Below are 19972 nucleotides of genomic sequence, written 5' to 3'. Positions count from 1 at the left end.
AAAAATCAATCACTTCTTATCATCCTTTCGGGCGTCCTTGCCCGGCACGACCTGACGCAGCGGCCACACGGAATACTTCTCCACGTCGTTCGCTGCCAACGGGGTATCGTCCGCCTTCGCGATATCGGGGGCGCGCATATGACGTCCCAGCGTATCCAGCGGATACTCGTAGAACGTCGGGGCGAGCTCCTCCGTCGGACCCTGGCCAGGCACGCCATAATCGATGCCCTTCACTCGTGGCGCGAGGCGCTCCTCCATGTCCGCGAGGTCCGCCATGACACTGGCCGGGTCATCCCCCATCACGGCTTGGACCAGCACGATGCGCGGAAGGCCTTCGGCAACTGGCTCGCGCAAGCCCAACGACAAGGTGCCCGGCGTTGCGGTAATGGACGAGGTGAACCAGAAGATCTCCCAGGCGCTCGTCACACGCAAGGGGTACCGAAGCACCACTGGGCGATAGTTGTTATGCGGCTTGAAGGATTCCATGGCGAGCGAAAAGCCCGCGACGAAGATCTCCTTAATGAGCCACAGCGCGTAGACAACGGCATGCACAGCACTCTTCATTTAACGGCCCTCCTGAAGGGAGTCGATATCGGGTAGGGCTACGGGGTCGTCGCCAAGCACTGCGTGTGCGTAGGCCTCCGTGTCCAACAAATCCTCCGATGCCTCCATGGTGACACTAATGACCGGCCCGGACAGGATGAACATGGTCAGCGAGCCCAAGATCAACGCCGCCGAGGGAGCCATCAGCTTCTTGCGAATCACAAGTTCATCGGGCACCTTCTCCTTGGGCAGGTCCTTGCCCCAGAAGACGCGGCGCCACACGCGCAACATGGCCAGGAACGCTGCGAAGGAGGCGATGATAATCACCGCGATAACGGTCCAGGCCCATCCCCCGCCGGTACGGGCGATTTCCGCGACGATGAGGACCTTGCCCCACATACCGGAGAAAGGCGGGAAGCCCACGACGGAGAAGGCACCGGCGGCGAAGATCCACGCGATAATCGGATCACGGCGCGCCAAGCCAGAAAGCTTGTTGAGCCTGCCCGTACCGTACGTCTCCTCGATGGCACCGGAGGCCAAGATGAGGGAGCCCACCGTGAGCATGTGGTGAATCGTGTAGAGAATGCCGGCAGCCAACGCGCGCTGCGCATCGTGGGTAGTGAAGGCCATCATCACGAGGATGAAGGGCATACCGTTGAGCATCTGGTATCCCAGCACGCGGCGGATGGAGTTTTCAGCCAAGCCGCCGAAAGCGCCAACCAGCATAGAGATGATCATGATGACGATGATGAGTGTCCCCCACCGCTGGTCCATATCAAAGAGCTGCACCCACAGGCGGTAGAGCATGTACACCGCGACCTTGGTGTGCAGGCCAGAGAACAGGCCCATGACGGCAGCCGACGTACCCGGGTAGGTGCGCGGCAGCCACGACTGCACGGGGAATACGCCGGCCTTCGCGGCGATGGCGATAACGATGATGCCGGAGGCCACCGTCACCGGACCGTTGCCGGCAGCAGCGCCCGTCAGCGCCGCCAAGTTGACCACGCCCGTAACCGAATAGATATAGCCCACGCCGACCACAAGCAGCGTGGAGGCGAACAGATTGACCAGCACGAAAGCGCGGCCTGCGGCCAAGCGCGACCACGTGCCCGACATCGTGATGAGGCCATAGGACGGCAGCAACATAACCTCAATGAACACGAAGAAGTTGAAGAGGTCAGCGGTGAGCAGGGCGCCGCACACGCCGGTGATCAGAATAAGAGTCAGCGACGGGTAATAACGCGACTTGGTCTCACCACCAACGATTGCGAACCAGTTGGCGCCGAAGGCCACGATCATCGTCGTGATGAGCATGAGAGCCGAGAAGGTGTCGGCAGCAAAGGCGATACCCGCGTTGCCCACGTAATTGCCCACCGTGTGCGCCACCACGCCGTTGTTCATGGTGTAGAGCAGCAGCGCGAAGGAGGCGAAGATGCCTACGCCCGGCACGATGAGCATGATGGCATCGCGCACGCGGTGCCACGGCGCGAGCAGCGCCAGCGCCGCCGATACCAGTGGAACCGCTGGGAAGAGCGGAAGAAGAGCGCTTACAGTGTCATACATTTACTTCTCCCCCTCGTGGTCAAGTTCCTTCAGACGGTCCATCTTGTTGGCCGAACGCTGCAGAATCTCCCGGTTTTGGGTATCGCGGCCCAGCGTGGAGAAGGCGTGGTCAATGGTGTTGTCATCCACCGGCTCGACAACATCCGTGTCATCGTTGGCGCCCATCGCCGCCATGGTCAGCAGAATCGTGGAGGTGGCCATGGAGATCACCACGGCGGTCAGAACGAATGCCTGCGGCAGCGGGTCCGCCATCTGGTCCGCTGGGACCTGTGACGGGAAGGACTCACCGCGGTAGGAGTACACGCCGGTGGCCAAGAGCATGAGGTTGGCTCCGTGGCCAAAGGCCATCATGCCCAACACAATGTGGACCAAGCCGCGCTGCTGAATCAGGTAGACAGCACTACCGATGAGCAGTGCAATAGTCAGTGCGAGGATCATGAATTCTTCTCCTCTGTAGCCGGAGTGTGGTGGGGCGAAGACGCGCGGTGGCGCGCCTCGGATTCATTGAGCAAGGCCAGTGGATCCGAGGATGGGTTGATGGATTCGGGGTACGGATCATCGACGTCCTCCATCACCACGCGCGGCGTGTTCGGCAGCGCCGAATCATCGTCGTGGACCCACGGCAGGAAGTCCCGCTCAGTACCCGGGCGCAAGTAGCCGCCCAGGGCGTTGATAGCCATGGTGAGCATGCCCAGGACCGCCAGGTAGATACCCAGGTCAAAGATGAGCGACGTGGTCCAGTGCTGCCCCAGGGCGTGGCCGTGGATGGCAGTCAAGAAACCACCGGAGCCGTGCGAGGTCGGAATGTAGCCGATGAATCCAGCCGTCAGCGCAACGATGATGCCCACGCCGGTGAGGTGAATTGGGGTCATGCGGCCGAAGACGATCTCATCGGTGCCGCGAGAGAGATACGTCAGGCCGATGGCCGCGCCCATGATGAGAGCAGCCGGGAAGCCGCCGCCGGAAGCCTGGTGCCCGCGGTAGAACACGATGAAGGACATGACCACCAGAATCGGGATGGCAATGGAAATTCCCTTGCGCAGCGGAACCGAGTTGAGCTGCGACTGACCGAACGGCGCCGGACGCGTACCGGAGGTAAACGGGAAGCGAGGCAGCGTCGACGTGACCGCGGCAATCACCACGGCGGCCATGCCGAGCACCGACAGCTCACCCAGGGTATCGAGTGCACGGAACTCCACGATGATGGTGGCCACGACGTTATCGCCGCCAGTGATGTCTGGGGCGTTATTGAGGTACCACATGGACAAGTCGGAGCGCTCGTGGCGGCCCATCAGCGCCCACACACCGAGGAATGCGGTGATACCCGCGAGCACCGCCACCACGATGGAGCCAACCTTGCGGTTGGTGTTCTGTACCGGGTGGAATTTCTCCGGCAGGTAGCGCAGGACCATCATCATGACGATGACGGACAGCGCCTCCACCGTGAACTGAGTCAAGGCAACGTCCGGTGCACCCAACAGGAACATCTGCAAGGTCACGCCGGTACCCGCAGTACCAATCATGACCGCACCCGTGAGGCGGTTGCGGGTACGAACCAAACCAAACATCGACAGCGCCACGATGCCCAGCGGCAGCAGATCCCACGGGTTGTCCAGGCCATCCACGCGCGGGTTCAAGGCCACGCCGTCGACGCCCGTCGACACCAGAGTGGAGCCCGCAAGAATGATGACGAGGAGGACAATCGGCAGGATGAGCTTCGATGGGTTGTGGGTATCCGACATGCGGCCGACGAAGCGGCCGAAGGCTGCGCACACGTCCTGAATCCACTTCAGGATTTGGTTACCAGTGCGCGGCAGGAGCTGGCGCTCCTCCATCGCCGTCCACAGCGGCCCGCGGAAGAACAAACCGACGACGCCAGCGATGAGAACCACGACGGAAATAAGCAGCGGGACGTTGAGACCGTGCCACAGAGCAAGGTGAGAATGCCCCTCCATGCCGATGGCCGCCACGACGTCATCAAGCGGTCCATCAAGCGCGCCCATGACGAAGATGATCGGCACCGACATCACGCCGGGAAGAGCCGCGGGCAGCCACAACCGCACCGGCGCCTCGTGGACCTTCGACATATCGCGCGGGCCGTCGAAGAAAGCGCCAAAGATGATCTTGGCGGAGTAGGTAAACGTGAAGAATGCACCCACACCCGCAACGATGAGCAAGAGCACCTGGCCGGCCGATCCGATGGGCGCGTCCTCGAAAGCGGTCAGCATGCCTTCCTTCGACACGAAGCCGAAGAGCGGCGGGACCGCAGCCATGGAGGCAGCGCCGATGAGCATGGAGCCGAAGGTCCACGGCATCTTGTTCCACAGCACGCCGAGGCGGCGGATGTCACGTGAACCAGCCTCATGGTCAATCACGCCAATGAGCATGAAGATGGAGGACTTAAACAGCGCGTGTGCCAGCGTGTGCACGAGGGCCGCTGCGATGGCGAAGGGCGTGCCAACACCAATCGTGGCCACGATCCAACCCAGGTGGGACACGGTGGAGTAGGCGGTCAGCTTCTTCAGGTCCGTCTTCTGCACGGCGAAGACCGCCGACATGACGGCGGTGCCCATACCGGCGACGATGAGCAGCCAGTTCCACGCGGCAACGTCGTGGAAGATGGTGGAGAAACGAATCAACAGGTAAACGCCAGCCTTGACTACGGCCGCCGCGTGCAGGAAGGCCGAGACCGGCGTGGCAGCCGCCATGGCCTCCGGCAGCCAGAAGTGGAAGGGGAACTGCGCGGACTTGGTGAATGCCGAGGCCGCGATGAGAATGGCAACCCCGGTGGTCAAACCTGGGCGTTCGGCCCACACATCGGAGGCCAAGATGCCCTCAAGGTTCGTCGTCCCCGCTGCCGTCGCGGCAATCGCCACACCTGTGAGCAAGGTGAGGCCGCCGATGAAGGTCAGGATGAGCGTGCGCTGCGAACCGGCCTCACCGGACTTGCCGCTGCGTGCGATCAACATGAACGAAGCCAGCGATACCAGCTCCCACGCCAGGAAGAGCACGACGACGTCATTAGCCAGCACGAGCAAGAGGATCGACAGCGTAAACGCGGTCATCAGCACATAAAAGCTGACGTTGCCTTTCCCCTTGGGCAGGTAGGCAGCGGAATAGGTGAAAACCACCGCGCCGATGACGAGAGCCAACATCGCAAAGAAAACGCCCAACGCATCGCCGCGGAAGGCGAGGTTCACGTCGACGCCTGGTGCGATGACGTCACGCACCCACGTCACGGAATAGGACAGTTCTTCGCCACGGGCCAGTGCCGGAAATTCTTTAGCCAACAGTGCCGCTGCGATAATAAAAATGCCGGCTAGCGGGTAGCCGGCTGCGCGATCAGCAACCTTGACGGCTACCGGTGCTAGCGCCACTGCGACAGCTGCGAGGAGGACGACATACAAGAGTGTCACGAAAGAGTAGCCTCACGAACCGTTGTTAGGGCTGAAAACTCAGCCTCACATAGACAGGACTGTCCTAGACTACCATTGTGACCTCTCCCAAAGCACATCTTTAATGGGATGGAGACGACGAAAGCGCCTCACAAAAGAGGCGCTGCGTCTCGAAAGAACTTAGGTATAGCCCAGGGATCTATAAGGTCTTACTTCTCCCCCAGCAAGGCATCGACGAATCCCTCAACCTCAAACGGCGCAAGGTCATCGGCTCCTTCGCCAAGGCCCACGAGCTTGACCGGCACACCCAGTTCTTCCTGAACCTGGAAGACAATGCCGCCCTTTGCCGTGCCATCGAGCTTGGTCAGGACAACACCGGTGATGTCGACAACGTCGCGGAAGATGCGCGCCTGCGTCAGGCCGTTCTGCCCCACCGTCGCGTCCAGGACGAGCAGGACCTCGTCGACTTCGGTCTTCTTCTCCACCACGCGCTTGACCTTTCCCAGCTGGTCCATGAGGTCAACGGAGGTGTGCAGACGCCCAGCGGTATCGATGAGGACCACGTCCACGCCCTGGTCCACACCAGCGGCGACGGCATCGAAGGCCACGGAAGCCGGGTCCGCGCCTTCCTTGCCGCGCACCGTCGATGCGCCTACGCGGCGACCCCAGGTCTCGAGCTGATCAGCTGCCGCTGCACGGAAGGTATCCGCCGCGCCGAGCAAAACGTTGTGGCCCATCGCCACGAGCACGCGCGCGAGCTTGCCCGTCGTAGTGGTCTTGCCGGTGCCGTTGACGCCAACGACCATGATGACGGCAGGCTTGCCGTCGTTCGGCATGGCCTTGATGGAGCGGTCCATCTCCGGATGGCCAACCTCGATGAGTGCCTCGCGCAGCATGGCGCGTGCTTCCGCCTCGGAGCTCACGCCGCGTTCAGCGATCTTCTCGCGCAGGGAGTCGGTGACTTTCATCGTGGACTTGGTGCCCAGATCAGCCATGATGAGGGTGTCTTCAATCTCTTCCCAGGCATCATCATCCAGATCACCAGCGGAAAGAATGCCCATGAGGCCTTGGCCGATGGCGTTCTGCGAGCGGGACAGGCGCCCACGCAGCTTGCCCAAGCGGCCGGCGGCCGGTGCGATATCCTCCTGCGGCTGAGATGCCGGGGCCTCAACGACCTCGGCGTCCTCGGAAACTTCCAGCTCCTCGGGCTCAGCCTCGAGCGCCGCGCTTGCCGACGCCGCCTGCGCCCCCGCCGCCGCAGCGGCTTCCTCTGCTTCAGCCTCCTCTGGCTCGGGCTGCGCTTCTGGTTCAGGCTGTACTTCTACCTCTTCCGCTGCCTCTTCTTCGGCTTCAGACTGAGCAGAAGGCTCCTCCTCTACCTTCGGGGCCTCGTCCACTGCTTCTGCCTCAGCAGCTTCGGGAGCTTCGGGCTCCGGCTCAGTGGTTTCTTGCTCGGCGGCTGGGGCATCGTCCTCCGCGCCTTCTTCTAGAGCGTCCTTATCATCCTTGTCAGCGGCAGCGGCTCCGGTCACGGCAGTACCAGCGGCTGCGGCGCCCGCGGCACCTGCCGCGACAACGCCAGCGGAAGAGTCTTTTCCCTCTTCTTCTTTTGCCGGCTCCGGCTCGCTCACTGGCTTGGCCTCTGCCGCCGGTTCCGGCTTAACCTCAGCCTTAGCCTCCGCCTCGGGCTTAGTTTCTACCGTTGGTTGTGCCTCCGCCTCCGGCTCCGCCTTAGGCTTCGTGCCCTTCGGTGTTTCCTCGGTGCCCTCTAACTGCGCATTCGCCAGCTCAGTGGCATCACGCTGCTCCGCCTGCGGCTCAGGCTTGGGCTCAGCAGGGGCCTGCGCCGGCTGCTCGGGCTTCGAGGCGGTGACAGGCTCCTTAGTTGTACCGCCACCAGCAGGGGCAAAGTTAAAGCCAGACTTGGCCTGGTAGTTGCCGGACTTCTGCTGTTGGGTCAGCTCCTTCGGCTCCTCCGCGGGCTTTTCGAAGGAGACCTTCTTCGACTCGCCGCGCTTCTTGCCCAGGACGATGAACAAGACCACCAGCAGAATCAGGACGATGACTGCTATCGCAATCCACAGAAAAGTAGTATTCATGCCCTCCATAGTGCCAGGGTTGTTCGCGCCCGGCACGATGAGGAGGGCGAAAGCCTCGGTCTGGCACCGCGCCGTTAGCGCGGAGCATCCACGCCAAGGCGCGTGGCGTCCTCCGCCGCCTGAGCCGTGCCCGGCGCCTCACCCGCACGGGTCATGCGCTGTGAAATCACGCGTGTGACACCATCACCACGCATCGTCACGCCGTAAAGGACGTTGGCCACGTCCATCGTCGGCTTCTGGTGAGTGATGACGATGAGTTGAGAATCCTTGCGCAATTCCTCGAAGAGGGCGATGAGGCGGCGCAGGTTGACGTCGTCCAGCGCGGCCTCCACCTCATCCATGACGTAGAACGGTGAGGGGCGCGCGCGGAAAATAGCCACGAGCATCGCCAGCGCGGTCAGTGACTTCTCGCCGCCCGACAGCAGCGTCAGGCGCTTGACCTTCTTGCCCGGCGGGCGAGCCTCCACCTCGATGCCGGTGGCCAGCATGTCATCCGGCTCAGTGAGGATGAGTCGGCCCTCGCCGCCGGGGAAGAGTGTTTGGAAAACCTTGGGGAACTCCGCCTCCACGTCGTGCCAGGCATCCGTGAACAGCTGCAAGATCTGCGCGTCAACGTCCTCAATGACTCCGGCCAAATCCTTGCGCGCATGAATCACGTCATCGAGCTGCGTGGACAGGAAGCTATAGCGCTCCTCCAGAGCCTTGTACTCCTCCAAGGCCAGCGGGTTCACCTTGCCCAAGGAGTTGAGGTCCTTCTCGGCCTGCTTCAACCGCTTGGTCTCGGCGGAGCGATCGAAGTCCTCGCCCGGCGTGTAGTCCTTGAGCAAATCCGGGATAGATATGCCCAGCTGCTCCACGATCTTGCCCTCAGCCTCATCCACGCGCACCTGCGCCTGGCTGCGGGCAATCTCCGAGTTGTGCGCGGAATCGGTCAGGCGATCAAGCTGCTGACGGGTCGCGGAGACCGCCTGCTTCGCCGACTGCGCACGCCCCTGCAGCACACCGCGCTGGGTCACTAGCTCATCGCGTTCCTCAGCTGCGCGCTCGAGTGCCTGAGTGGTGCGGGCGGCTAGGTCCTGGGCATGCTTGTCGACGGCCCCCGCCAACCGCGCCTGCGCCTGCCGGCGGGCCATCGCCTGATCGTGGCGTGCCTTGGCCTGGCGCTCATGTTGGGCTTGGCGCCGCAGGGCCTCTCCCTTGCCAGCTGCCTGGCCTACTTTTTCCTCCGCGCTGCGGGCCGCCAGTTGAGCCTCTACCTCCATGGCCTTGACCTGTTCAAGGGCGGCCGAGGCTGCATCGCGTTCCACCGAGGAAGGTTCATCCGCTTGCTCATCAGCGTCCACGCGCGACAAGCGGTCACGAGCCTCCGCCAGTTCTTCGCGCAGGCGGGCCAACTGCACCTCGATATCCGTGGCGCGGGCGGCAGCCTTTTCGTGCTCCGCCTTGTTCGCCTCATACTGCTTGAGCAAGCGCTGGTGGTCGCGCTTCCACGCCTCGAGCTCGTGATCGTGCTCGCGCAGCGCGGCCTTAGCGCTCGCCGCGCCTACCCGGGCATCATCGGCGGCTAGCTTCGCGCCTTCCAGCGTGCCTGATAGCTCCTCCAGCTCGTGGGTGGCGGTTTCCAACTGTTGCTCGGCTTCTGTAATCTGGCCGCTCACCTCGACCGTGGAGACGGCACCAGTTCCGGCCTCGACCCAGCCTTCACCAACCAGCAAGCCCTCGGCGGTGACGGCCCGCAGGCGCGGATCTTCAGCAATGAGCTCGCGGGCCGCGGCATAGTCATCCACCAGAACGACGTCGGAGAGCAACCGTGTCACCGCCGCCGATACTTCCGGGACCAAGACCATCTGGTCGAGCAACCAGCTAGCACCGGAGGGCAAGTCCGCATCAAGGCGCCAGGCTGAACCGGTAGGTTCCGTGGAGACGTCGATCAACGGAGTGCGGCTCGCCTCAGCGAGATCACCCACGATGTCCCCACTCACCGCGCCGGCCTGCGCCTCCGCGAAGGAACCGAGTGCCGCCGCGACGGCCGTTTCATAACGCGTAGAGATGAACTCCGCGAGAGGCTTAAAACCCTCCCCCAGCTCGAGCGCTTCCGGAGCGGTCTGGCCCAGCGTATCGATCCTGGCTCGCAGGCTGTACACGGTGCGCTCGCGCTCCCGCTGGGCATCGCGCAGCTGCTCCAAGCGTTTATCGGCCGCGGCGGACTCGCTGGCCGCGCGCACGTGCGCTTCTTCCAGCGGCTCACGCTCGGCAGCCAGGTGCTCTAGTTTGTCCGCTACCTCATCGGCCTCCGCCTGCGCTCCCCTGGTGCGCGCTTTCGTGTTCGCCAGGGTTTCTTCCTGGCGCGCCAACTCAGATTCCGCGGAGCTTACCTGACCCGCCAGGTTTTCCTCGGCCGCGATGAGGCGGACCACGCCTTCGCGGCGATCCGCAATGGCGCGCAGCTGCGCCATGTGCTCCTTGTCCGCGGCCTCGAAGGCTTCCCGGCGCTCAGCCACTTCCTCCCGGATCGATTCCAAGCGCTCCGCCGCTTCTTCGGCAGCGGCCAGCAGCTCGTCGTGCTCCTCGTCGGCACGCCGGGCGCGCGCCTCCAGCTCCTCCGGATCCTGGCCGGCATAGGCCACCTGGGATCCGACGTTGCTGGCGCGCTCGGCCGCAATACGCTGCGTGGCAGAGATGCGTTCGCTCAGCGTCGATAGCTCGAACCACAACTTCTGCGCGGCCTCCGCGCGCGGAGTGACATCCCCCAACTCGGCCTCTACCTCGAGCTGAATTTCCGTGGCCTCTTCCAGCTGCGCCGTGACTACCTCGACCTGCTCGGCGAGCACCACAGCGCGTTTCTCGGCATCCTCGAACGTGGCACGCAACCTGACCACACGGTCACCGGCGAGGCGCAGGCGAGCATCGCGCAAATCCGCTTGCACAGTGGCTGCGCGTTGGGCGGCCTCCGCCTGGCGGGCCAGCGGCTTGAGCTGTTTTCCCAGCTCATCGGTCAGGTCTTGCAGGCGGTCCAGGTTGGCCTGCATGCCCGTGAGCTTGCGCTGCGCCTTTTCCTTGCGGCGGCGGTGCTTGAGCACGCCCGCAGCTTCCTCAATATAAGCGCGACGATCTTCTGGTCGGGACTCCAGGATCTCCGCCAGTTTTCCTTGGCCCACGATGATGTGCATCTCGCGGCCAATGCCGGAATCCGACAGCAGCTCTTGGATATCCATGAGGCGGGCCTTTGACCCATTGATCTCATACTCGCTCGCGCCATCCCGGTACATGCGGCGGGTGACGGAGACCTCCGAGTACTCGATGGGCAATGCGCCATCGGAGTTATCGATGGTCAGTGTGACCTCAGCGCGGCCAAGGGCCTTGCGCTCACCGGCGCCAGCAAAGATGACGTCCTGCATCTTGCCGCCGCGCAGCGTCTTGGCGCTGCCTTCACCCATGACCCACGCCAGTGCGTCGACGACGTTAGATTTACCCGAGCCATTCGGGCCCACCACGGCACAGATACCGGGCTCGAATTTCAGGTTCGTCGCGGACGCAAAAGACTTGAATCCCTTGAGCGTGAGCGATTTGAGGTGCATTCGACTTAGTTTAGCGCTCGATAAAGCCCGACTCACCGCGCGGTGCGGCCCACTGCTCCACCACGGCGTTCACAGCGCCCGGGCGGCGCGTGGTTGATGGTTCTTCGCGCAGCAAGGACAGCAGCTTCTCGCAGTCAGCTCGCGGGCCTTCAGCAACCACCTGGACGCGTCCGTCCTGAAGGTTCGTCGCGTGCCCAGCCAGCCCTAGTTCGAGGGCCCGGGAACGCGTCCACCAGCGAAAGCCCACGCCTTGGACGTGGCCAAGGACGAAAGCTGTGAGGCGTTCATGACCCGCAGAGGCTGCTGCCGTGTCTGCCATCTAGTACTCCCTCAAGTTTGTGCGGTCGCTCAGGTCGAATTCGTGATCGAGACGGCGGCGGTCTTCCGCGCTGCGGCGCGTCACAGGATCGGTACCATCCCAGCACTCGACGTTCTGCAGTTCCGGCAGCATATCACGGTGGAAGACGGGATCCAGGCCCTTGCGGCGCTGCTCGTTGTAGTTCTTCAGCAGCTTGATGGCCACGCCGCACAGCGGCACGATGGCGCACACATTGAGCAGCACCATGATGGCGGCACCCGTATCCGCCAGGTCGAACACGGTGCCCAGCGGGGCCACCGCACCGTAGAAGACGAAGGCCAACACGATGAGGCGGAAGGCCCACAGCACCCACTTCTTCCCGGAGAGGTACTCCACGTTGGACTCTGCAAGGTAGTAGTTACCCAGAATCGAGGAGAATGCCAAGAAGAACAGGATGAACGTGACGAAGTGGATGCCCCACTCGCCGACCACATTGGACAGCGCGTTCTGGGTCAGGGTCACGCCCTCAATCGCGTCGGAACCAAAGCTTTCGAAATCAGTACCCAGCAAAATGATGAAGGCGGTAATCGTACACACCACCAAGGTGTCAAAGTACACGCCGAGGGTCTGCACAAGGCCCTGCTTCACGGGGTGGGAGACCGTCGCCGTTGCTGCCGCGTTCGGCGCCGAACCTTCGCCGGCCTCGTTGGAGAACAGACCGCGCTGGATGCCCTTCAGCATGGCCATGCCCAGTGTCGCGCCAGCAGCCTCACGGAAGCCGAAGGCAGAGCCGACGATGGAGACGAACATGTCCGGCACCTTGTCAAAGTTAAGCACCACCACGATGAAGCCCATGATGAGGTACGCACCGGCCATAAACGGCACGATGAACTGGGTCATCGAGGCAATGCGCTGAACACCACCGATAATGATGAGGCCAGCTACGGCAACGACGGCAATACCCACGCCCGCCTTGAAGGCACCGGAATCCTGTCCGAAGGAGGCCGCCAAGGAATCAGAGATAGCGTTGGTCTGGAAAGCGTTGTAAAACCAACCAAAAGTAATGGCGATGGCGACGGAGAAAATGGTTGCCAAGGGCTTCCAGCCCAGACCGCGGGACATGTAGTAGGCCGGGCCGCCGCGGTAGGTATCCCCCTCGCGGACCTTCCACAGCTGGGCCAGCGTGGACTCCACGAACGCAGTTGCGCCACCCAGGATGGCGATGAGCCACATCCAGAACACCGCGCCGGGCCCGCCCACAGAAATTGCTACGGCCACACCCGCGACGTTGCCGGTGCCCACACGCGACGCCGCCGAGATGGTGAACGCCTTGAAGGCAGAAATACCGCCGTAATCGGCGTCCTCATCGACGCCGACCCCCTTGGGCTTTTCGACGACCGCTTTGAACATATCCGGCACCATGCGGACCTGCACCAAAGCGGTGCGGATACCGAAGTAAAGGCCAGCAGCGATAAGCAGCCATGGCAGGACATAGGACCACAGGCTGTCGTTAATGACACCGATCACGGTGCTGAAGATTTCTTGCATACGTTACACACTAGTGACAACCCCCGCCATCGGCCTAGTTGGAGCCTGACTACTTCCCCACCCCACGGCGCTGACAGGACGGGCAATAGTGGGTACCGCGCCCGCCCAACACGGTTTTCACGATGTCTTCGCCGCAGCGATCACAGGGCTGCCCGCCCCGCCCATAGGCGTGCAAGGAACGGTCAAAGTACCCGGATTCGCCGTTGACGTTGACGTACAGCGCGTCAAAGCTGGTCCCGCCAACCTCAAGGGCGGAGCGCATGACGTCGGCGGCTGCGGAAATCACCGCGACGGCATCGCGCTGCCGCAGGGCGCTGGCCTTCTTCAGCGGAGAAATCTGGGCCGCCCACAGCGCCTCATCCGCATAGATATTGCCCACTCCGCTGAGCACAGTTTGATCCAGCAGGGCAACTTTCACCGCCGTACGTTTTGCGCGCAGGCGCCTGCCCGCCGCAATAAGGTCGAAGTCTGCTTCGAGGGGATCGGGCGCGATATGCGCCATGGTGAGCCACGGGCCGAGGTGCCAATAGCCAAAAGTGCGCTGGTCGACGAAGCTGATGCGGGTGGCGTCGCCAAGCACGGCGGCGATGCGCACGTGGGGTGAATCCACCTCACCGATCCGCACCTGCCCCGACATTCCGAGGTGGATAAAGAGCACATCGCGGGCAGGATCAGTGCGGTCCTCGTCGGCGAACTCCAGCCACATGAACTTGCCGCGGCGCGCCACGGCGGCGATCCTCCTGCCCACGAGCAGCGCGGACAGCGGTGCCTCCTGCTTGCGATTGGCGCGCGGGTGGAGGACATCGACCGCCGCGAAGGAACGCCCCACGACGTAGGGCTCGAGCCCGCGGCGGACGGACTCAACTTCAGGCAGCTCCGGCATAGAGTCCTCGTGGGTTAGTTCTCTTTGCCGGCGGTGCCCTGCACCAGTAACGGAGTCTCACGCAGCGCCTGGCAGGCTTCTTCCGCCGCCTGCTGCTCCGCAAGCTTCTTGTTGTGTCCCGTTCCCCTACCCACGGTCAAACCGGCCACCGTGGCAACGGCATTAAAGGTCTGATCGTGCTCGGGGCCAGTCGAGGTGGCCGAATACACCGGCATCGCTGCCTTCAGCTCGGCGCACAGCTCCTGCAAGGTCGTCTTCCAGTCCATGTGGCGGCCGGATACCACGGCGTTCTCAACCTTGGCGGCAAACAGCCGCAGCACCACCCCGCGGGCGACTTCGAAACCATGCTGGCGGTAGATGGCCCCCAAGATGGCCTCGGTGGTATCGGCCAAGATGGAGTCCTTGTCACGGCCGCCGGTAGATTGCTCACCCTTGCCCAACAGGACGTGTTGACCCACCCCGATTTCACGGGCTACGTCAGACAAGCCGTAGCGCGAAACAATGGAAGCGCGCATCTTAGAGATGTCGGATTCGGGGCGCGATGGGAACTTTTCGTAGAGCTTGGCCGCGATGGACAAGCCTAAGACCGCGTCCCCGAGGAACTCCAGACGCTCATTGTTGGGCAGGTGACCGTTCTCGTTGGCAAAGGAACGGTGCGTCAGCGCCAAGCACAGCAGCTCATCGTTGAGCTCCACGCCGAGTGCCTTGAGCAGCGGACCGTGGTCTACCTCCGCGAATGCTACGGCAAGTGCCTGCTCGCCGGTGAGTTTCTTCTTCTTGCTCATAGGAATTTCTCCAACCCAGACCACCGCGGATCGACGCGCTCTTCTTCCCCGGAGACCCCCGTGGTCACGCCTTCGGGAACATCTACTTCACAGCCATCCTCACACGTCGGCGCGAAAGGAAGCACCAAACCTGCCTCATCGATCACGGTCTGCAGGAGGTCAAGGACACCGTCCTCAATCTCGGGGATCTCATCGCCGGAACCGCGATCCTCTTCCTCTGTTTCATCTCCGCTGATGAAGGACTCATCCGCGGAGAAAACCTGGGATACGTGGAGATCTAGTGCTGGATGTAGCTCAGCTAAGCAGCGTGCGCATTCGCCGCTGAGGGTGCCGGTGATATCAGCGTCCACCAACACGCCGGAGCCCAACGGCGTCAAGGTGGCGTCCACCTTAACCTCAGCACCTTCCGGGATGCCGATCATTTCCACGCCGATGCGCTCGGGGGCGGGTCCGGTTTGCACGCGGTGCTCAGGCAGCGCTTCAGCTCCTTGGCTGCGGAGCAATTCCGTCACGTCGAACTTCAATGGTGATTTCATAACGCCCACCAGCTTACCCTGTGCTGACCCACGCGCCCTAGACTGGCAAGGGCCTGAATGTTGGGTCATAGCCGCTTAAGCGCTTGCCCACAAGGCTCGATTCTTTCGCCTGTGGCTTTTAGCCTAAAACTCCATGAGCTACACCGCGACCGACACGGCGTCTCTGGGCGCCACGGCACGTGAACTCGCGCTCAGCTTTCCCTTGCAGTGCCTTGTCCCCGCCGTGGTCCTGACCGTCGTAGGAGTGACCTGCCGCCACCTCATCACGCGAGTCCGCCCCAGCATTTTCGGCGATGCCGGCCTCTCCCTGCACCGCGCGGCCCTCGCCAGCGCCCTTGCGGGATTGGCCGTGGGCGCGGTGTCCTTTCTTCCCCTGCATTTTGGGCCTATCGTCATACTCTCATCGGCGCTGTTCTCGCTGTGTGCCGCGCTCATCGCGTGGAGCGCGCGCGAGTCCTTTTCTGCCGCCGGCATGGGGATTGGTGTGATGATGCTGACCGTCGGTGCGGTCGATGTGGTGCTGTTGCTTGTCGACGCCGCCTGGGGCCCCATCCCCGAGCCTCACACCACGGGCACGGACTTCGGCATTATGTGGGTGCTTTATGCACTGCCGGGCCTCGTCGCCGCGGGATTGGCCGCAGCCTTAAGCACCATGCCGGCCAAGGAAGCCGCCCGGATTCGCCGCGCGGAACAGGCGCGCGCTGCGGCGCAGGACTCTACCTCGCTTCACTCGACCTCGCTTCGGCTACGCCGAAGCGTCACCACTAGGTAGTTGCCCGCACCTTAATTCAACAATTCGGCTTAGTAATCACGGGGCGCACGCGGCGCACGGCGCACAGGCTCCCGGGTCTCGCGCACAGCGCTTCGTCCCTCACCATGTGATTCACCGCGGGAACGCACGCCGGCGCCCCGCCGCAGCGCGGAGCGATCGTTGTTGACGGTACGCAAGAGATCGGACAAGGTGGTCTCGAACTCCCCGAGCTTGGCGTCAACGAATTCATCGCACTCGGTGCGCAGGCGGTTGGACTCAGAGTGCGCGGTCTCCACAATGCGGTGCGCCTCATCGTCGGCGCGGCGCACAACCTCGGATTCGGAGACCAAACGGTCCTGCTCGGCTTGGCCTGCTGCGACGGCGCGCTGGTACTCCTCATCCGCCTGGGCGCGGGTGCGCTCGGCGTCGGAGCGTGCGTTCTCTACGAGGTTGGTGGCCTCATCTTCCGCCTGGGCTACCAAGGTGGTGGCGCGGTGTTGAGCGTCGGCAAGCATGGCGTCTGAGTCCTCACGCGCACGGGCAACGGTGTCATCGGCCTCGGCGGTGGCCTCAGAAATAATCTGCTCCGCGCGCTCCTCAGCACCCTGGAGGATCTCGTCCTGCTTGTCTAGGACGTCCTGGGCGTCATCCATTTCAACGGGGAGGGCGTTGCGGAGATCGTCGAGAAGCGCCAGCATTTCGTGGCGCGGAACCATGCAGTTGGAGGTCATGGGAACGGCATAGGCCTGTTCCAGATTGCGAACAAGTTCATCGAGGGACTCAAATACGCGGTACATGGCACCAGCCTATCCAAGCGCACGCACACTGCGACGTATCCCACGCGGGAAGAAATGGCGAAAACCTCCCCGGCAAGCGAGGAGGTTAAGCGCGGATACAGAGATAAGGAAACGGCTAGATTACGCCTTGGGCCAGCATGGCGTCGGCCACCTTCTTGAAGCCGGCAATGTTGGCGCCCGCCACGTAGTCACCTTCCAGGCCGTATTCCTTGGAGGTCTTGTCGATGTTGCGGAAGATATTGGACATGATCTCATGCAGGCGCTGGTCGGTGTACTCGAAGGACCAGGAGTCGCGGGATGCGTTCTGCTGCATCTCCAGCGCGGAGGTTGCCACACCGCCCGCATTCGCGGCCTTGCCCGGCGCAAAGGCGATTCCGCTCTCCCCGAAGTAGTGCGCGGCTTCCGGGGTACACGGCATGTTTGCACCCTCAGCAACGTAGCGGATGTGGTTCTTTACTAGGAGCTTGGCGTCATCGCCGTCGAGCTCGTTTTGGGTCGCACACGGCAGGGCAACGTCGGCGCTGATCTCCCATACGTTGCCGCCCTCGTGGTACTCCACGCCCGCGCCAGCCTCGCCGACGTAGGTAGAGATGCGCTCGCGGCGTACTTCCTTGATGTCTTTGAGCAGCTCCAAGTCCACGCCGTTCGGCGTCGTGATGTAGCCGGAGGAATCGGACATCGCCACGACGGTTCCGCCGAGCTGCTGAACCTTCTCGGCGGCGTAGATAGCAACGTTGCCGGAGCCGGAAACAATGACTTTGGCGCCGTCGAAGGACTCGCCGTGGGTCTTCATCATCTCCGAGGTCAGATACACCAGGCCGTAACCGGTGGCCTCAGTGCGCACGAGGGAGCCACCCCAGGTCAGCCCCTTGCCCGTGAGGACCCCGGACTCGTGCTTGTTTTCTAAGCGGCGGTACTGGCCAAACAGGAATCCGATTTCGCGGCCGCCCACGCCGATATCGCCGGCCGGCACATCGCGGTACTCACCGATGTGGTTGTGCAGCTCCGTCATGAAGGACTGGCAAAAGCGCATGACCTCGGCTTCGGACTTGCCCTTCGGGTCGAAGTCAGAACCGCCTTTGCCGCCGCCGATGGGAAGGCCGGTCAGCGAGTTCTTAAAAATCTGCTCGAAGCCAAGGAACTTGATGATGCCCAGGTTCACGCTCGGGTGGAAGCGCAGGCCGCCCTTGTACGGGCCGAGGGCCGAGTTGAATTGCACGCGGAAGCCGCGGTTGACCTGAATCTGGCCGTTGTCATCCACCCACGGGACACGGAAGATGAGCTGGCGCTCGGGTTCGCACAGCCGCTCGACCAAGCCATAATCAGCGTAGTGAGGGTCCTTGTTGAGGACGATCTTGAGGGAATCCAGGACCTCAGCGAGCGCCTGGTGGAATTCCGGTTCACCAGCATTGCGCTTGAGAAGCTTGCTGTAATAGTCGGAGATTTGCTGGTCGATGGACATGGCAATCCTTTCATTCGGCACCGTGTTTAGCTGCTGGTGCGTCCTCCGTTGAACAACCGCTAGTTTTCTATCAATCGACCTAAATTGCAAGACGAGCGTACGGGGAAATTTATTAAAGGCAGGTCAGAGGGCGAAAATTTTTTCCCGTTTCCGCTTCCATATACTCATGAACATGCGCATACTTGTTGCCCCCGACTCTTTTAAAGGCACCGCCACTGCCGCCGAAGCCGCTGCCGCCATTGCTTTGGGCGCGCGCCGCGCCCTCGGCTCCTCCCCGCACGCCGCTACGGCACAGGTAACCACTCTCCCTATGGCCGATGGTGGCGAGGGCACCGCGGAGGTACTCGCCAGCGCTGCCGTTCACCGCGACGGTACGGCGGGCCAGACCATTACGCTGCCCACCACCGATGCCATCGGGCGCCTCACCGAGGCCAGCTACCAGCTCGTGGGTGACACGGCCTTCATCGACGTCGCGGCGGCCACCGGCCTGCCCGCTGTCTCCGACGCCCTCGATCCGCTCCACGCGGATTCCTATGGCACGGGAGTGCTGCTTGCCGACGCCGAATCGCGCGGCGCCAAGCACATCGTCTTGGGGCTTGGCGGCAGCGCCAGCATCGACGGCGGGCTCGGCATCCTCGCCGCGCTCGGCGCCGCCGCCCACGATTCCCGCGGCTACGCCCTGCCCAAAGGCGGCGCCCCGCTGGTCAACCTCGATCACATTGACACCGCACAGCTCAACATGAAGGCGGCCATGCTGGACTACACCTTGGTCACCGACACGCGCGCCGTTCCCATCCAGGCCGCGACGATGTACGGCCCTCAAAAGGGCGCCGAGGGCGAACAGGTGGCGCTGCTCGCCGGCGCGATGCTGAAGCTATGCGAGGTCACGGATACCGACCTGCAAGCGGAGTTCTTGGGTGCCGCCGGCGGCATCCCCATCGCCTTAAGCTGGCTCTCACGCACACTGTGGGGCACGGCTGAGCACTGCCGCATCGTTCCCGGCGGGCGCTATGTGGCCGAGGCGCTCGACCTGCCCGCGCGCATCGCCGAGGCCGATCTCGTCCTCACCGGTGAGGGGCGCTTCGACGAGCAATCGCTCACAGGAAAAGTCGTGGGCACGCTGGCGGAGATGACCGGGCCGCCGACGCTGGGCATCATCGCTGGCTCCGCTACGGCACCGGCGCCGCAAGGCGCGCTGCTAGAGGAGCTCGGCGGGGAGGGACGCGGGGACGTCGCCCAGCGCTTGAGCGCCGCAGCCGAACGCCTCGTCCGCAGCTTTCTACAGAGCTAGCTCTCTTCGGGGCTAAACCTTCTCTGCAGGACTAAGGGGTTACCTGCACCGCCCACGGGAAGATGGCCGGGCGCTCGTGGGCGAGCTCATCCTCCAGCAACACGTGATCCTTCGGCAAGACCGAATGCGGAGTTAACAGGCGCGCGAGGACCATGGTCAGCTGGTTAACGGACCCCTTCACGCCATCGACGTCGATGGCGTAGCGGTAAACATTTGCGTCTTCGAGGTCACGTTCTTCGTGCTCCTCCCGGTAGGTCTGGCGCAGCTGCTCTTCCAGCCCCGCCGGGAGTGCGGGCTCGTGCACGCGAGTAACCTCAGCAGAGGCCAGCGAGTTATTGTCCACCAGCTTGTGGGTGGCAGTACTAAAGATTTCGGCCACACGCTCGGCTTGGGCATCCGGCACCAGAACATCAAAGTGAATCAATGGCATGTAGGTAACCCTA

General features: G+C 63.0%; 16 protein-coding genes. 2 read left to right on the top strand and 14 right to left on the bottom strand.

Features of this window, described 5'->3' with window-relative positions; translation table 11 throughout:
• Window positions 1–9: 9 nt before the first annotated feature.
• From HMPREF2822_RS01460 to HMPREF2822_RS01410, 11 genes are all read right to left on the bottom strand, one after another.
• Window positions 10–564, bottom strand: coding sequence for a monovalent cation/H+ antiporter subunit E (locus HMPREF2822_RS01460; protein WP_070519997.1), 555 nt, complete (start codon window positions 562–564; stop codon window positions 10–12).
• Complete coding sequence (locus HMPREF2822_RS01455; RefSeq protein ID WP_070519994.1) at window positions 565–2106, bottom strand: monovalent cation/H+ antiporter subunit D family protein; 1542 nt, start codon at window positions 2104–2106, stop codon at window positions 565–567.
• Window positions 2107–2544, bottom strand: a complete 438-nt coding sequence (locus HMPREF2822_RS01450; RefSeq protein ID WP_070519992.1) for a sodium:proton antiporter — start codon at window positions 2542–2544, stop codon at window positions 2107–2109.
• Entirely contained in the window at window positions 2541–5522 is a 2982-nt protein-coding gene (locus HMPREF2822_RS01445; RefSeq protein ID WP_070519990.1) for a DUF4040 family protein, read from the bottom strand. The genes HMPREF2822_RS01450 and HMPREF2822_RS01445 overlap by 4 nt, the downstream gene beginning before the upstream one ends.
• A gap of 188 nt (window positions 5523–5710) precedes the next feature.
• Window positions 5711–7600 carry a signal recognition particle-docking protein FtsY gene (gene ftsY / locus HMPREF2822_RS01440; protein ID WP_070519988.1) on the bottom strand — a complete coding sequence of 630 codons (1890 nt, stop codon included), beginning with the start codon at window positions 7598–7600 and terminating at the stop codon, window positions 5711–5713.
• 74 nt (window positions 7601–7674) lie between these two features.
• The gene (smc, locus tag HMPREF2822_RS01435; RefSeq protein WP_070519986.1) at window positions 7675–11178 is read right to left on the bottom strand and encodes a chromosome segregation protein SMC; all 3504 of its coding nucleotides are present in this window, start codon (window positions 11176–11178) and stop codon (window positions 7675–7677) included.
• A 10-nt stretch (window positions 11179–11188) separates the two neighbouring features.
• On the bottom strand, window positions 11189–11497 hold the full coding sequence (locus HMPREF2822_RS01430) for an acylphosphatase (RefSeq protein ID WP_070519984.1): 309 nt from the start codon (window positions 11495–11497) through the stop codon (window positions 11189–11191).
• Complete coding sequence (locus HMPREF2822_RS01425; RefSeq protein ID WP_070519982.1) at window positions 11498–13024, bottom strand: alanine/glycine:cation symporter family protein; 1527 nt, start codon at window positions 13022–13024, stop codon at window positions 11498–11500.
• Window positions 13025–13073: 49 nt separating this feature from the next.
• Window positions 13074–13907 carry a bifunctional DNA-formamidopyrimidine glycosylase/DNA-(apurinic or apyrimidinic site) lyase gene (gene mutM, locus HMPREF2822_RS01420; protein WP_070519980.1) on the bottom strand — a complete coding sequence of 278 codons (834 nt, stop codon included), beginning with the start codon at window positions 13905–13907 and terminating at the stop codon, window positions 13074–13076.
• 14 nt (window positions 13908–13921) lie between these two features.
• On the bottom strand, window positions 13922–14692 hold the full coding sequence (gene rnc, locus HMPREF2822_RS01415) for a ribonuclease III (RefSeq protein ID WP_070519978.1): 771 nt from the start codon (window positions 14690–14692) through the stop codon (window positions 13922–13924).
• Complete coding sequence (locus tag HMPREF2822_RS01410) at window positions 14689–15228, bottom strand: YceD family protein (RefSeq protein WP_070519975.1); 540 nt, start codon at window positions 15226–15228, stop codon at window positions 14689–14691. Before HMPREF2822_RS01410 ends, rnc begins: the two co-directional genes overlap by 4 nt.
• 133 nt (window positions 15229–15361) lie before the next feature.
• Here HMPREF2822_RS01410 and HMPREF2822_RS01405 point away from each other — a divergent pair, with 133 nt between their 5' ends.
• On the top strand, window positions 15362–16000 hold the full coding sequence (locus tag HMPREF2822_RS01405) for a hypothetical protein (RefSeq protein WP_232755531.1): 639 nt from the start codon (window positions 15362–15364) through the stop codon (window positions 15998–16000).
• Window positions 16001–16029: 29 nt separating this feature from the next.
• On the opposite strand, the gene HMPREF2822_RS01400 is transcribed toward HMPREF2822_RS01405, so the two are convergent.
• Both HMPREF2822_RS01400 and gdhA read right to left on the bottom strand, forming a co-directional pair.
• A complete protein-coding gene (locus HMPREF2822_RS01400) occupies window positions 16030–16776 on the bottom strand; it encodes a DivIVA domain-containing protein (RefSeq protein ID WP_070519973.1) in 747 nt (248 codons plus the stop codon).
• Between the two features lie 115 nt (window positions 16777–16891).
• On the bottom strand, window positions 16892–18238 hold the full coding sequence (gdhA, locus tag HMPREF2822_RS01395) for an NADP-specific glutamate dehydrogenase (protein ID WP_070519971.1): 1347 nt from the start codon (window positions 18236–18238) through the stop codon (window positions 16892–16894).
• Between the two features lie 172 nt (window positions 18239–18410).
• Here gdhA and HMPREF2822_RS01390 point away from each other — a divergent pair, with 172 nt between their 5' ends.
• Complete coding sequence (locus HMPREF2822_RS01390) at window positions 18411–19529, top strand: glycerate kinase (protein WP_167595644.1); 1119 nt, start codon at window positions 18411–18413, stop codon at window positions 19527–19529.
• Between the two features lie 31 nt (window positions 19530–19560).
• Here the strand turns inward: HMPREF2822_RS01390 and HMPREF2822_RS01385 are convergent, their stop codons facing one another.
• The gene (locus HMPREF2822_RS01385; protein ID WP_070519967.1) at window positions 19561–19959 is read right to left on the bottom strand and encodes a hypothetical protein; all 399 of its coding nucleotides are present in this window, start codon (window positions 19957–19959) and stop codon (window positions 19561–19563) included.
• Window positions 19960–19972: the final 13 nt, after the last annotated feature.

The sequence above is a fragment of the Corynebacterium sp. HMSC062E11 genome (genome assembly GCF_001811845.1).
Lineage (GTDB): Bacteria > Actinomycetota > Actinomycetes > Mycobacteriales > Mycobacteriaceae > Corynebacterium > Corynebacterium hesseae.
The sequence above is the reverse complement of the archived record's forward strand: the minus strand, read 5'-3'. Positions and strand labels throughout refer to the sequence as shown.

What these genes read in the sequence shown, in the direction of transcription:
- rnc (WP_070519978.1), bottom strand. Translation starts at nt 14,692, where the DNA reads ATGAGCAAGAAGAAGAAACTCACCGGCGAGCAGGCACTTGCCGTAGCA.
- HMPREF2822_RS01400 (WP_070519973.1), bottom strand. Translation starts at nt 16,776, where the DNA reads ATGTACCGCGTATTTGAGTCCCTCGATGAACTTGTTCGCAATCTGGAA.
- HMPREF2822_RS01460 (WP_070519997.1), bottom strand. Translation starts at nt 564, where the DNA reads ATGAAGAGTGCTGTGCATGCCGTTGTCTACGCGCTGTGGCTCATTAAG.
- mutM (WP_070519980.1), bottom strand. Translation starts at nt 13,907, where the DNA reads ATGCCGGAGCTGCCTGAAGTTGAGTCCGTCCGCCGCGGGCTCGAGCCC.
- smc (WP_070519986.1), bottom strand. Translation starts at nt 11,178, where the DNA reads ATGCACCTCAAATCGCTCACGCTCAAGGGATTCAAGTCTTTTGCGTCC.
- gdhA (WP_070519971.1), bottom strand. Translation starts at nt 18,238, where the DNA reads ATGTCCATCGACCAGCAAATCTCCGACTATTACAGCAAGCTTCTCAAG.
- HMPREF2822_RS01455 (WP_070519994.1), bottom strand. Translation starts at nt 2,106, where the DNA reads ATGTATGACACTGTAAGCGCTCTTCTTCCGCTCTTCCCAGCGGTTCCA.
- HMPREF2822_RS01410 (WP_070519975.1), bottom strand. Translation starts at nt 15,228, where the DNA reads ATGAAATCACCATTGAAGTTCGACGTGACGGAATTGCTCCGCAGCCAA.
- HMPREF2822_RS01425 (WP_070519982.1), bottom strand. Translation starts at nt 13,024, where the DNA reads ATGCAAGAAATCTTCAGCACCGTGATCGGTGTCATTAACGACAGCCTG.
- ftsY (WP_070519988.1), bottom strand. Translation starts at nt 7,600, where the DNA reads ATGAATACTACTTTTCTGTGGATTGCGATAGCAGTCATCGTCCTGATT.
- HMPREF2822_RS01385 (WP_070519967.1), bottom strand. Translation starts at nt 19,959, where the DNA reads ATGCCATTGATTCACTTTGATGTTCTGGTGCCGGATGCCCAAGCCGAG.
- HMPREF2822_RS01405 (WP_232755531.1), top strand. Translation starts at nt 15,362, where the DNA reads ATGAGCTACACCGCGACCGACACGGCGTCTCTGGGCGCCACGGCACGT.
- HMPREF2822_RS01430 (WP_070519984.1), bottom strand. Translation starts at nt 11,497, where the DNA reads ATGGCAGACACGGCAGCAGCCTCTGCGGGTCATGAACGCCTCACAGCT.
- HMPREF2822_RS01450 (WP_070519992.1), bottom strand. Translation starts at nt 2,544, where the DNA reads ATGATCCTCGCACTGACTATTGCACTGCTCATCGGTAGTGCTGTCTAC.
- HMPREF2822_RS01390 (WP_167595644.1), top strand. Translation starts at nt 18,411, where the DNA reads ATGCGCATACTTGTTGCCCCCGACTCTTTTAAAGGCACCGCCACTGCC.